This is a genomic window from Streptomyces sp. NPDC059166 (assembly GCF_042755185.1).
Lineage (GTDB): Bacteria > Actinomycetota > Actinomycetes > Streptomycetales > Streptomycetaceae > Streptomyces.
The window spans coordinates 205,060-218,120 of record NZ_JBHZCI010000004.1; the positions used below are offsets into that span (position 1 = coordinate 205,060).

The following is a 13,061-nucleotide window of genomic DNA, read 5'->3' on the forward strand; positions in this document are numbered from 1 at the left end:
ACCGAGAAGTCAGTCTGGGGATGCCGCAGCTCCCCGCCCCCGCCTACCCGGACGAGGTCCTCGCCCGGCTCGAGGCCGACGCGAAGGAGGTGATCGCCCGCTACCCGGGCAGCCGTTCCGCGCTGCTGCCGCTGCTGCACCTCGTGCAGGCGGAGGAGGGATACGTCTCGCGCACCGGCATGGCCTTCTGCGCGGACCAGCTCGGCCTCACCACCGCCGAGGTCACCGCGGTCGCCACCTTCTACTCCATGTACCGGCGCCGGCCGAGCGGTGACTACCAGGTCGGGGTCTGCACCAACACCCTCTGCGCGGTCATGGGCGGCGACGCCATCTTCGACCGTCTCAAGGAACACCTGGACGTCGGCAACGGCGAGACCACCGAGGACGGCAAGGTCACCCTCGAACACATCGAGTGCAACGCCGCCTGCGACTTCGCGCCCGTCGTGATGGTGAACTGGGAGTTCTTCGACAACCAGACCCCCGAGAGCGCCACCCGGCTCGTCGACGACCTCATCGCCGGCCGCACCGTCGAGCCCACCCGGGGCGCACCGCTGTGCGACTTCAAGGAGACCTCCCGGATCCTGGCCGGCTTCCCCGACGCCCGCCCCGGCGCCGTCGAGGCGAGCGGCGGGGCGGGCGCAGCCTCCCTGATCGGGCTGAAGCTCGCCAAGGGCGAGGCCGCGCCGCACGCCCGGGTGGTCGGACCGAGGGGCGAGGCCCCCGGAGACCGGCCGCAGAAGGGCGCCGAGCACCTCAGCTCCCATGACGCACCGCAGCAGACCGCCGCCTCCGACCCGGACAACCCGGCCGGACCCGCAGCCGAGGAGGGGGAGTGATGACCTTGGCGACCGAGATCGACCAGAACGGGACCAGCCCGGAGAAGCTCCTCTCACCGGTCCTCTCCTCCTTCTGGGACGAGCCCGAGTCCTGGACGCTGGACACCTACCGCCGCCACGACGGCTACGAAGGGCTGCGCAAGGCCCTGGCCATGGCGCCCGACGACCTCATCGCGTACGTCAAGGACTCCGGTCTGCGCGGGCGCGGGGGCGCGGGCTTCCCCACCGGGATGAAGTGGCAGTTCATCCCGCAGGGCGACGGCAAGCCGCACTACCTCGTCGTCAACGCCGACGAGTCCGAGCCCGGCACCTGCAAGGACATCCCGCTCCTCTTCGCCAACCCGCACAGCCTCATCGAGGGCATCGTGATCGCCTGCTACGCGATCCGCTCCTCGCACGCCTTCATCTACCTGCGCGGCGAGGTCGTCCCCGTACTGCGCAGGCTCCACGAAGCCGTGCGCGAGGCGTACGAGGCGGGCTACCTCGGGAAGGACGTCCTGGGCTCCGGGCTCGACCTGGAACTCACCGTCCACGCGGGCGCCGGCGCCTACATCTGCGGTGAGGAGACCGCGCTGCTCGACTCGCTCGAAGGACGGCGCGGCCAGCCCCGGCTGCGGCCCCCCTTCCCCGCGGTCGCCGGTCTGTACGCCTGCCCCACCGTGGTGAACAACGTCGAGTCCATCGCCTCGGTTCCCGCGATCCTGAACCGGGGCAAGGACTGGTTCAAGTCGATGGGCAGCGAGAAGTCCCCGGGCTTCACGCTGTACTCGCTCAGCGGCCATGTCACCAGCCCCGGCCAGTACGAGGCACCGCTCGGCATCACCCTGCGCCAGCTCCTCGACATGAGCGGCGGCATCCGCGAAGGACACCGCCTCAAGTTCTGGACGCCCGGGGGCTCCTCCACCCCGATGTTCACCGACGAGCACCTCGACGTCCCCCTGGACTACGAGGGTGTCGGCGCCGCCGGGTCGATGCTCGGCACCAAGGCGCTCCAGTGCTTCGACGAGACCACCTGCGTGGTCCGGGCGGTCACCCGCTGGACGGAGTTCTACGCCCACGAGTCCTGCGGCAAGTGCACCCCGTGCCGTGAGGGCACCTACTGGCTCGTCCAGCTGCTCCGCGACATCGAGGCGGGCAAGGGGCAGATGGCCGACCTGGACAAGCTGAACGACATCGCCGACAACATCAACGGCAAGTCGTTCTGCGCACTCGGAGACGGCGCCGCCTCACCGATCTTCTCCTCGCTGAAGTACTTCCGCGAGGAGTACGAACAGCACATCACCGGCAAGGGATGCCCCTTCGACCCCGCCAGGTCGACTCTCTGGGCCGACGACAAGGACGACAAGAACACTCACCGGGGGGTGAACGCATGACAGTCACCACGAGTGCGCCCTCCGGGGGCGGCGAGGCGGCCGTTCCGCCCGAGGACCTCGTCACGCTCACGATCGACGGCATCGAGATCAGCGTGCCCAAGGGCACCCTGGTCATCCGGGCCGCCGAACTCCTGGGCATCGAGATCCCGCGCTTCTGCGACCATCCGCTCCTCGACCCGGCCGGCGCCTGCCGGCAGTGCATCGTCGAGGTGGAGGGCCAGCGCAAGCCGATGGCCTCCTGCACCATCACCTGTACCGACGGCATGGTCGTGAAGTCGCAGCTCACCTCGCCGGTCGCGGAGAAGGCGCAGAAGGGGGTGATGGAGCTCCTGCTCATCAACCACCCGCTGGACTGCCCGGTCTGCGACAAGGGCGGCGAGTGCCCCCTGCAGAACCAGGCGATGTCGCACGGCGGCGCCGACTCCCGCTTCGACGGGAAGAAGCGCACCTTCGAGAAGCCCGTCCCCATCTCCACCCAGGTGCTGCTGGACCGCGAGCGCTGCGTGCTCTGCGCCCGCTGCACCCGGTTCTCCAACCAGGTGGCCGGCGACCCGATGATCGAGCTGATCGAGCGCGGCGCGCTCCAGCAGGTCGGCACCGGCGAGGGCGACCCCTTCGAGTCGTACTTCTCCGGGAACACCATCCAGATCTGCCCCGTCGGGGCGCTGACGTCGGCGGCGTACCGGTTCCGCTCCCGGCCCTTCGACCTGGTGTCGACGCCCTCGGTGTGCGAGCACTGCGCGGGCGGCTGCGCCACCAGGACCGACCACCGGCGCGGCAAGGTCATGCGGCGGCTCGCCGCCAACGACCCCGAGGTCAACGAGGAGTGGGTCTGCGACAAGGGCCGCTTCGGCTTCCGCTACGCCCAGCAGCGTGACCGGCTCACCACGCCGCTGGTACGCAACGCGGACGGCGTGCTGGAGGCGGCGAGCTGGCCCGAGGCGCTGGAGGCCGCGGCCGCCGGGCTCTCCGCCGCGCGCGGCAGGACCGGTGTCCTCACCGGCGGGCGGCTGACCGTCGAGGACGCCTACGCGTACAGCAAGTTCGCGCGGGTCGCCCTCGCCACCAACGACATCGACTTCCGGGCCCGGGTCCACAGCGCCGAGGAGGCCGACTTCCTCGCCGCGCGGGTGGCCGGGCGCGGACGCGACCTGGACTCCAGCGGGGTCACCTACACCGCGCTGGAGAAGGCCTCGGCCGTCCTGCTCGCCGGGTTCGAGTCGGAGGAGGAGGCGCCCGGCGTCTTCCTGAGGCTGCGCAAGGCCCACCGCAAGCACGGCCAGCGGACGTTCGCGCTCGCCTCGCACGCGACCCGCGGCCTGGAGAAGGCCGGTGGCACGCTGCTCCCCGCCGCGCCCGGCACGGAGACCGAGTGGCTGGACGCCCTCGCGGGCGGGGTCGGCCTGGAGGGTGACGGCGCCGTCGCGGCCGAGGCGCTGCGCGGCGAACACACCGTGATCGTGGTGGGCGAGCGGCTCGCCGCGGTGCCCGGCGGTCTCACCGCCGCCGTACGCACCGCCGCCGCGACCGGCGCCTCGCTCGTGTGGATCCCCCGCAGGGCGGGCGAACGCGGCGCGATCGAGGCGGGCGCGATCCCGTCGCTGCTGCCAGGCGGCCGCCCGGCGACCGACCCGCGGGCCCGCGAGGAGGTGGCGTCCCTGTGGGGCGTCGCCGAACTCCCCTCCCGCTTCGGCCGCGACACCGGCCAGATCGTGGAGGCCGCGGCCACCGGCGAACTGGGCGCGCTGCTCGTGGCCGGTGTCGACCCCGAGGACCTGCCCGACCCGGCGGCCGCGCTGCGGGCGCTGGACGAGGTCGGGTTCCTGGTCTCGCTGGAGCTGCGGCCCGGCGCGGTGACCGAGCGCGCCGACGTGGTGCTCCCGGTGGCGGCCGTCGCTGAGAAGGCCGGGACCTTCCTCAACTGGGAGGGCAGGGCGCGGATGTTCGAGGCCGCGCTCAAGCCCGAGCAGATGCCGAGGACGCTCTGCCCGACCGACGCGCGGGTGCTGCACATGCTGGCGGACGCCCTCGACGTCCACCTGGGGCTGCCGGACCTGCGCTCGGCCCGCCGCGAACTCGACCGCCTGGGCGGCTGGGAGGGCGGCCACGCCGAGGACCCGCGGGCCACGTCCCGTCCGGTGCCCCGGCCCGGCGACGGCGAGGCGGTCCTCGCGGGCCACCGGATGCTGCTCGACCGGGGCAGGCTCCAGGAGGGCGACGAGGCGCTGGCCGGCACCCGGCACGCCGCGGTCGCCCGCCTCTCCCCGGTGACCGCCGCCGAGTCCGGGGTGAAGGACGGCGACCTGCTCGCCGTCACCGGTCCCGCCGGCACCACCGAACTCCCGCTGGTCGTCACCGAGATGCCCGACCGGGTCGTGTGGGTGCCGCTCGACTCCGTCGGCCGTGGCGTCCACGCCGACACCGGGGCCCAGCCCGGCGGACTCGTCCGGATCGGTCCGGCCGCCCCCGGCTCGCACGTCGTGACTACGGAGGTAGGAGAGTGACCGGCCTCGCCCAACTCGCCGCCGCACCGAGGGAGACCGTCCTCGCAGCCGAGGACCTCTCGATGTTCGGCACGGACCCCTGGTGGCTCGTCGTCGTCAAGGCGGTGTTCTGCTTCGCGTTCCTGATGGTGACCGTGCTCTTCTCCATCGTGTGGGAGCGCAAGGTCGTCGCCTGGATGCAGTTGCGCATCGGGCCCAACCGGCACGGCCCCTGGGGGATGCTCCAGTCGCTCGCCGACGGCGTGAAGCTGATGCTCAAGGAAGACGTCGTCGTCAAGCGGGCCGACAAGGTCGTCTACATCCTGGCGCCGATCGTGGCCGCCGCGCCGGCCTTCATGGCCATCGCGGTGATCCCGTTCGGCCCGGCCGGCAACGAGGTCTCGATCTTCGGCCACCGGACGACGATGCAGCTGACCGACCTGCCGATCGCGATGCTGTACATCCTCGCGGTGGCGTCCGTCGGCATCTACGGCATCGTGCTGGCCGGCTGGTCCTCCGGGTCGACGTACCCCCTGCTCGGCGGCCTGCGCTCCTGCGCCCAGATGATCAGCTACGAGATCGCGATGGGTGCCGCCTTCGCCTCGGTGTTCCTCTTCTCCGGCTCGATGTCGACCTCGGAGATCGTGGCGGCCCAGGAGGACCGCTGGTTCGTGCTGCTGCTGCCGGTCTCCTTCATCATCTACATCGTCACGATGGTCGGTGAGACCAACCGCGCCCCGTTCGACATGCCGGAGTCCGAGGGCGACCTCGTCGGCGGCTTCAACACCGAGTACTCCTCGATCAAGTTCGCGATGTTCATGCTCGCGGAGTACGTCAACATGGTCACCGTCTCGGCGGTCTCCGTGACCCTGTTCCTGGGCGGCTGGCGGGCCCCGTACCCGATCAGCACCTTCTGGGAGGGCGCGAACCACGGCTGGTGGCCGATGCTCTGGTTCGTCGTCAAGGTGCAGCTGCTCCTCTTCTTCTTCATTTGGCTGCGCGGCACCCTGCCCCGTGTCCGCTACGACCAGCTGATGAAGCTCGGCTGGAAGGTCCTGATCCCGGTCTCGGTGGTCTGGCTGATGATGGTCGCCACCGTCCGGGCCATGAACAACGAGGGCTACGACTACTCCAGGATCCTGCTGTACGTCGCCGGGGCCGTGATCGCGGTCCTGCTGGTCTCGTTCGTCGCCGACGTCTTCCGGGACAGGAAGACCAAGGCGGCCGAGGAGGCCGCCGGACCCGAGCCCGCCTTCGACCCCATGGCCGGTGGATACCCGGTGCCGCCGCTGCCCGGCCAGACGCTGCCGCCGGTGCCGCGCCGTACCCCGCGCCGCGAGCGGGAGCTCGTTGTCAGTGGCGGACCGGACACTCGGAGTGACGACCTCGTGAGTGACGGAAGTTCGAGTGACGGAAGGGAGGCCGACGGTGTCTGAGTCATCGGAACCCTCTGGGGAGAAGTTCCAGAACCCCGTGGCCGGCTTCGGCGTGACCTTCAAGGCCATGTTCAGGAAGCGGCTCACCGAGCAGTACCCGGAGACGCAGAAGGTCACCGCGCCGCGCTTCCACGGCCGGCACCAGCTCAACCGCCACCCGGACGGGCTGGAGAAGTGCGTCGGCTGCGAACTCTGCGCGTGGGCCTGCCCGGCGGACGCCATCTACGTGGAGGGCGCGGACAACACCGACGAGGAGCGCTACTCCCCCGGGGAGCGCTACGGCCGCGTCTACCAGATCAACTACGCGCGCTGCATCCTGTGCGGACTCTGCATCGAGGCGTGCCCCACCCGGGCACTCACGATGACCAACGAGTTCGAGCTGGCCAACACCACCCGCGAGAGCCTCATCTACACCAAGGACGAGCTGCTCGCGGGGCTGGAGGAAGGCATGGTCGACAGCCCGCACGCGATCTTCCCCGGCATGGACGAGCAGGACTACTACCGGGGCCTGGTCACCGAGGCCGCCCCCGGCACCGAGCGCCAGACCGCCGTCTCCAAGGGAGAAGCGGACAAGGAGGTGGACGCGTGAGCACCACCCTGGCCGCGGCCACCGCCACCTCGACCGGCGAGGCCGTGCAGTTCTGGATCCTCGGCACCGTCGCCGTCATCGGGGCCCTCTCCACGGTCCTGATGAAGAAGGCCGTGCACAGCGCGCTGTCGCTCGCCGGCACCATGATCGTGCTGGCGGTCTTCTACCTCGCCAACGGCGCCTACTTCCTCGGCATCGTCCAGGTCGTCGTCTACACCGGCGCGATCATGATGCTGTTCCTCTTCGTGGTCATGCTCGTCGGCGTCACCGCGGCGGACTCCCTGAAGGAGACGCTCAAGGGCCAGCGCTGGCTGGCCGCCGCCTGCGGACTCGGCTTCGGCATCCTGCTGATCGCCGGGATCGGGCAGGCGTCGATCAGCTCCTTCAACGGCCTCGGCGCCGCCAACGCCCAGCACGGCGGCAACGTCGAAGGGCTCGCCAACCTCATCTTCACCAAGTACGTCTTCGCCTTCGAGATCACCGGCGCCCTGCTGATCACGGCGACCGTCGGGGCGATGCTGCTCACCCACCGCGAGCGCACCGAGCGGGCCCGCACGCAGCGCGAGCTCTCCACCGAGCGGGTGCGCAGCAGCCACGTCCCGCCGCTCCCCGCACCCGGTGTGTATGCCCGGCACAACGCCGTGGACATCGCGGGACTGCTGCCCGACGGCAGCCCGTCCGAGCTCACCGTCATGGGGACGCTGCGCCGGCGCGGCCAGATCCGCGACGTGTCCAGCGAGTCGCTCGCCGACCTCAAGGCGCTCGAACAGCGCTCGGCGGAGCGGCTCGGCCGGGACCGCGGAACAGAACGTGACCACGCGGAAGAAGAGGAGGAGGTCGCCAAGTGAATCCGGTCAACTACCTCTACCTCGCGGCCCTTTTGTTCACGATCGGCGCCTCCGGCGTCCTGATCAGGCGGAACGCGATCGTGGTGTTCATGTGCATCGAGCTGATGCTCAACGCCTGCAACCTCACGCTCGTCGCCTTCTCCCGGATGCACGGCAACCTCGACGGCCAGATCATCGCGTTCTTCACGATGGTCGTCGCCGCCGCCGAGGTCGTCATCGGGCTCGCGATCATCGTGTCGCTGTTCCGCTCCCGCCACTCGGCCTCGGTCGACGACGCCAGCCTGATGAAGCTGTAAGGGGTCGGAATCGTGGAAAACCTGATTGCGCTGCTGGTCGCGGCGCCCCTGCTCGGAGCGGCGGTCCTGCTCTGCGGTGGCCGCCGGCTGGACCGGAGCGGACACTGGATCGGCACACTGCTCGCCGCCGCCTCGTTCGCCGTCGGCGTGGTGCTCTTCACCGACATGCTGGGCAAGGGCGCCGAGGACCGCGCCCTGCACCAGACGCTGTTCAGCTGGATCCCCGTCGAGGGGTTCCAGGCCGATGTGGCCTTCCAGCTGGACCAGTTGTCGATGACGTTCGTCCTGCTGATCACGGGTGTGGGCACGCTGATCCACATCTACTCCATCGGTTACATGGAGCACGACGAGCGCCGCCGCCGCTTCTTCGGCTATCTGAACCTCTTCCTCGCGGCGATGCTGATCCTCGTCATCGCCGACAACTACCTGCTGCTGTACGTCGGGTGGGAGGGCGTGGGCCTGGCCTCGTACCTGCTCATCGGCTTCTGGCAGCACAAGCCCAGCGCGGCCACCGCCGCGAAGAAGGCCTTCCTGGTCAACCGGGTCGGCGACATGGGCCTGTCCATCGCCATCATGCTGATGTTCACCACCTTCGGCACGTTCGCCTTCGGGCCGGTGCTGGAGGCGACGGGGGACACGAGCGAGGGCAAGCTCACCGCGATCGGCCTGATGCTGCTGCTCGCCGCCTGCGGCAAGTCGGCCCAGGTGCCCCTGCAGTCCTGGCTCGGTGACGCGATGGAGGGCCCGACCCCGGTCTCCGCCCTCATCCACGCCGCCACCATGGTCACCGCCGGTGTCTACCTCATCGTCCGGTCCGGCGCGATCTTCAACGCCGCCCCCGACGCCCAGCTGGTCGTCGCGATCGTGGGTGCGGTCACGCTGATCTTCGGTGCGATCGTCGGTTGCGCCAAGGACGACATCAAGAAGGCCCTCGCCGGTTCGACGATGTCGCAGATCGGCTACATGGTCCTGGCCGCCGGGCTCGGCCCCATCGGATACGTCTTCGCGATCATGCACCTGGTGACGCACGGCTTCTTCAAGGCCGGGCTCTTCCTCGGGGCCGGTTCGGTCATGCACGGCATGAACGACGAGGTCGACATGCGGAGGTACGGCGGGCTGCGGAAGTACATGCCCGTCACCTTCGTGACCTTCGGCCTCGGGTACCTCGCGATCATCGGCTTTCCCGGTCTGTCCGGCTTCTTCTCCAAGGACAAGATCATCGAGGCGGCCTTCGCCAAGGGCGGCACCGAGGGCTGGATCCTCGGTTCGGTCGCCCTGCTGGGCGCCGCGATCACCGCGTTCTACATGACGCGCGTGATGCTGATGACCTTCTTCGGCGAGAAGCGCTGGCAGCCCGACGCGCAGGGCCACGAGCCGCACCCGCACGAGTCACCGAAGTCCATGACGATCCCGATGATCGTGCTGGCCTTCGGATCGGTCTTCGCGGGAGGGTTCTTCTCCGTCGGCGACCGCTTCCTGCACTGGCTGGAGCCCGTCACCGGACACGACCACGGACACGCCCCGGTCAGCGCCACCACCGTCACCGCCGCCACCATGGTGGTGCTGGTGATCGGCGTCGCCATCGCCTGGGCGATGTACGGGCGCAGGCCCGTCCCGGCCGTCGCCCCGCGCGGTTCACTGCTCACCAGGGCGGCCCGCCGCGACCTCCTCCAGGACGACTTCAACCACGTGGTCCTGGTCCGCGGCGGCGAGCACCTCACCCGCTCCCTGGTCTACGTCGACCACTCCCTGGTCGACGGTGTCGTCAACGGCACGGCCGCCTCGATGGGCGGGCTCTCCGGCCGGCTGCGCAGGCTGCAGAACGGCTACGCCCGCTCCTACGCGGTCTCGATGTTCGGCGGTGCGGCGGTCCTCATCGCCGCGACCCTGCTGATGAGGGCGGTCTGATCACATGTCCTTTCCCCTCCTGACAGCGACCGCGGTCCTCCCGGCGGTCGGCGCGATCGCCACGGCCGCCGTCCCGGCGGCCCGGCGCACCGCGGCCAAGTGGCTCGCGCTGGTGGTGTCACTGGCCACGCTCGTCCTGGCCGGAATCGTCTTCGCCCGCTTCGAACCGGGCGGCGACCGCTACCAGCTCACCGAATCGCACGCCTGGATCAAGGACTTCGGCGTCCGCTACGAACTGGGCGTCGACGGCATCGGGGTGGCGCTCCTCGCGCTGACCGCGCTGCTGATCCCCTTCGTGATCCTGGCCGGCTGGCACGACGCCGACCCCCTGGAGACCAACTCCAGCCGCTGGCGCCCCACCCAGGGCTTCTTCGCCCTGATCCTCATGGTCGAGGCCATGGTGATCATGTCGTTCGTCGCCACCGACGTGTTCCTCTTCTACATCCTCTTCGAAGCCATGCTCATCCCGATGTACTTCCTCATCGGCGGCTTCGGGGACCGGGCGCACTCCGGCAGCGACGAGAACGCCGCGGCGCAGCGCAGCTACGCCGCGGTGAAGTTCCTGCTCTACAACCTGGTCGGCGGCCTGATCATGCTGGCCGCCGTCATCGGGCTGTACGTCGTCGCGGGGAGCTTCTCCCTCTCCGAGATCGCCGAGGCCCGGGCCAACGGCTCGCTGGACATGGCGACCTCCACCGAGCGGTGGCTCTTCCTCGGGTTCTTCTTCGCCTTCGCGGTGAAGGCCCCGCTCTGGCCGCTGCACACCTGGCTGCCCAACGCCATGGGCGAGGCGACCACCCCGGTCGCCGTGCTCATCACCGCGGTCGTCGACAAGGTCGGCACCTTCGCGATGCTCCGCTTCTGCCTCCAGCTCTTCCCGGAGGCCAGCAAGTGGGCCACGCCGGTGATCATCGTCCTGGCGCTGGTCTCCATCGTCTACGGCGCGCTGCTCGCGGTGGGCCAGCGGGACATCAAGCGGCTCATCGCCTACGCGTCGATCTCGCACTTCGGCTTCATCATCCTCGGGATCTTCGCGATGACGAGCCAGGGCCAGTCGGGCGCCACGCTCTACATGGTCAACCACGGGATCTCGACGGCCGCCCTGATGCTGGTCGCGGGATTCCTGATCACCCGGCGCGGCTCCCGGCTCATCGCCGACTACGGCGGGGTACAGAAGGTGGCGCCCGTCCTGGCGGGCACCTTCCTCATCGGCGGTCTCGCCACCCTGTCGCTGCCCGGTCTCGCCCCGTTCGTCAGCGAGTTCCTGGTCCTGGTCGGCGCGTTCAGCGCGTATCCGGTGGCGGGCATCATCGCGACCACCGGCATCGTGCTGGCCGCGCTCTACGTCCTCGTCCTCTACCAGCGGACGATGACGGGCCCGGTCAAGGAGGGCGTCGGGAGCATGCCCGACCTCCGCGTCCGTGAGCTGGCGGTGGCCATCCCGCTGATCGCCGTGCTGATCTTCCTGGGCGTCTTCCCGAAGCCGCTCACCGACGTCGTCAACCCGGCGGTGCAGCACACCATGCAGGACGTACAGAAGAAGGACCCCCAGCCCGAGGTGGAGGCCGCCAAGTGAGCGCAACAGCTGTCCACAGCCTGTGGACGACGGCGGGCGGGGTGGTGACGGCCGCCCCGGGCGACAGGTTCACCGCCCCGACCATCGAGTACGCCCAGCTGGCCCCGGTCCTCATCGTGGTCGGCGCCGCCGTCCTCGGAATCCTGGTGGAGGCCTTCGTCCCGCGACGGGCCCGCTACACCACCCAGGTGTTCCTGACCGTCGTCGCGATCGCGGCCGCCTTCGCCGCCGTGATCGGGCTCGCCGCGGACGGGTACGCCACGAAGAACGCGCACATCGCCGCGATGGGCGCGGTGGCCGTCGACGGACCCGCCCTGTTCCTGCAGGGCACCATCCTGCTGGTCTCGATGGTCTCCGTCTTCACCTTCGCGGAACGCCGGCTCGACCCGGCCGCGCACGGCAACAGGGTGGACTCCTTCGCCGCCCAGGCCGGGTCCGTCCCCGGCAGCGACAGCGAGAAGGCCGCGGTCAAGGCCGGGTTCACCACGACAGAGGTCTTCCCGCTGGCCCTCTTCTCCGTGGCGGGCATGCTGGTCTTCCCCGCCGCCAACGACCTGCTGACGCTGTTCGTGGCGCTGGAGGTCTTCTCCCTGCCGCTCTACCTCCTGTGCGCCGTCGCCCGCCGCAAGCGGCTGATGTCGCAGGAGGCCGCGGTGAAGTACTTCCTGCTCGGCGCGTTCTCCTCGGCCTTCCTGCTCTTCGGGATCGCCCTGCTCTACGGCTACGCGGGCACCGTCTCGTACGCCGGCATCGCGAACGTCGTCGACGGCACGGTCCAGCAGATCGACCCCGCCCTCGCCGACACCATGGGCAACGACGCACTGCTGCTCATCGGTGGCGCGATGATCCTCATGGGCCTGCTCTTCAAGGTCGGCGCCGTCCCCTTCCACATGTGGACCCCGGACGTCTACCAGGGCGCCCCGACCCCGGTCACCGGCTTCATGGCAGCCGCCACCAAGGTCGCCGCCTTCGGCGCCCTGCTGCGCCTGCTGTACGTGGTGCTGCCGGGGCTCACCTGGGACCTGCGGCCCGTCATGTGGGGTGTCGCGATCGTCACGATGCTGGGCGGGGCGGTCGTCGCGATCACCCAGACCGACATCAAGCGGCTCCTGGCCTACTCCTCGATCGCGCACGCCGGCTTCATCCTGGCCGGTGTGATCGCGGCCAGCCCCGAGGGCATCTCGTCCGTCCTCTTCTACCTGGCCGTCTACTCCTTCGTGACCGTCGGCGCCTTCGCCGTGGTCACGCTGGTGCGCGACGCGGGCGGGGAGGCGACGCACCTGTCGAAGTGGGCGGGGCTGGGCCGTCGCTCGCCGCTGACCGCGGCGGTCTTCGCGGTGTTCCTGCTCTCCTTCGCCGGCATCCCGCTCACCTCCGGCTTCTCCGGGAAGTTCGCCGTGTTCAAGGCGGCCGCGGACGGCGGCGCGAGCGGGCTGGTGATCGTCGGTGTGATCTCGTCGGCGATCGCCGCGTTCTTCTACATCCGGGTCATCGTCCTGATGTTCTTCAGCGAGCCGAAGGCGGACGGCCCCACGGTCGCCGTCCCCTCCCCGCTGACGATGACCACCATCGCCGTGGGGGTCGCCGCGACCCTGGTGCTGGGCCTCGCGCCGCAGTACTTCCTCGACCTGGCGAGCCAGGCGGGGGTCTTCGTGCGGTAGCCCGCACACCCAGTGGTGCGCACGCCGGACGGGCCTGGAAAGTCAAGCCCGTCCG

10 protein-coding genes are annotated in these 13,061 nt (G+C 70.0%); all 10 read left to right on the plus strand.

Annotation, left to right across the window (positions count from 1 at the left end; translation table 11 throughout):
* Positions 1–20 precede the first annotated feature (20 nt).
* Genes nuoE through nuoN form a run of 10 tightly spaced genes read left to right on the plus strand, consistent with a single transcriptional unit; the run spans position 21 to position 13,006 of the window.
* Positions 21–836 carry an NADH-quinone oxidoreductase subunit NuoE gene (gene nuoE / locus ACFXOA_RS04990; RefSeq protein ID WP_385022606.1) on the plus strand — a complete coding sequence of 272 codons (816 nt, stop codon included), beginning with the start codon at positions 21–23 and terminating at the stop codon, positions 834–836.
* On the plus strand, positions 836–2,209 hold the full coding sequence (gene nuoF / locus ACFXOA_RS04995; RefSeq protein WP_385022609.1) for an NADH-quinone oxidoreductase subunit NuoF: 1,374 nt from the start codon (positions 836–838) through the stop codon (positions 2,207–2,209). Before nuoE ends, nuoF begins: the two co-directional genes overlap by 1 nt.
* Positions 2,206–4,713 carry an NADH-quinone oxidoreductase subunit G gene (locus ACFXOA_RS05000; RefSeq protein WP_385022611.1) on the plus strand — a complete coding sequence of 836 codons (2,508 nt, stop codon included), beginning with the start codon at positions 2,206–2,208 and terminating at the stop codon, positions 4,711–4,713. The genes nuoF and ACFXOA_RS05000 overlap by 4 nt, the downstream gene beginning before the upstream one ends.
* Entirely contained in the window at positions 4,710–6,128 is a 1,419-nt protein-coding gene (gene nuoH, locus ACFXOA_RS05005; RefSeq protein WP_385022614.1) for an NADH-quinone oxidoreductase subunit NuoH, read from the plus strand. Before ACFXOA_RS05000 ends, nuoH begins: the two co-directional genes overlap by 4 nt.
* Positions 6,121–6,717 (plus strand): NADH-quinone oxidoreductase subunit NuoI, encoded by a 597-nt coding sequence (nuoI, locus tag ACFXOA_RS05010; protein ID WP_385022617.1) that lies wholly within the window; start codon positions 6,121–6,123, stop codon positions 6,715–6,717. The genes nuoH and nuoI overlap by 8 nt, the downstream gene beginning before the upstream one ends.
* Complete coding sequence (locus ACFXOA_RS05015; RefSeq protein WP_385022620.1) at positions 6,714–7,565, plus strand: NADH-quinone oxidoreductase subunit J; 852 nt, start codon at positions 6,714–6,716, stop codon at positions 7,563–7,565. Before nuoI ends, ACFXOA_RS05015 begins: the two co-directional genes overlap by 4 nt.
* Positions 7,562–7,861, plus strand: a complete 300-nt coding sequence (nuoK, locus tag ACFXOA_RS05020) for an NADH-quinone oxidoreductase subunit NuoK (RefSeq protein ID WP_099173920.1) — start codon at positions 7,562–7,564, stop codon at positions 7,859–7,861. The genes ACFXOA_RS05015 and nuoK overlap by 4 nt, the downstream gene beginning before the upstream one ends.
* A 12-nt stretch (positions 7,862–7,873) precedes the next feature.
* Complete coding sequence (gene nuoL, locus ACFXOA_RS05025; protein WP_385022624.1) at positions 7,874–9,769, plus strand: NADH-quinone oxidoreductase subunit L; 1,896 nt, start codon at positions 7,874–7,876, stop codon at positions 9,767–9,769.
* A gap of 4 nt (positions 9,770–9,773) precedes the next feature.
* Positions 9,774–11,345, plus strand: a complete 1,572-nt coding sequence (locus tag ACFXOA_RS05030) for an NADH-quinone oxidoreductase subunit M (protein ID WP_385022627.1) — start codon at positions 9,774–9,776, stop codon at positions 11,343–11,345.
* The gene (gene nuoN, locus ACFXOA_RS05035) at positions 11,342–13,006 is read left to right on the plus strand and encodes an NADH-quinone oxidoreductase subunit NuoN (protein ID WP_385022630.1); all 1,665 of its coding nucleotides are present in this window, start codon (positions 11,342–11,344) and stop codon (positions 13,004–13,006) included. Before ACFXOA_RS05030 ends, nuoN begins: the two co-directional genes overlap by 4 nt.
* The last annotated feature ends 55 nt before the right edge of the window (positions 13,007–13,061 follow it).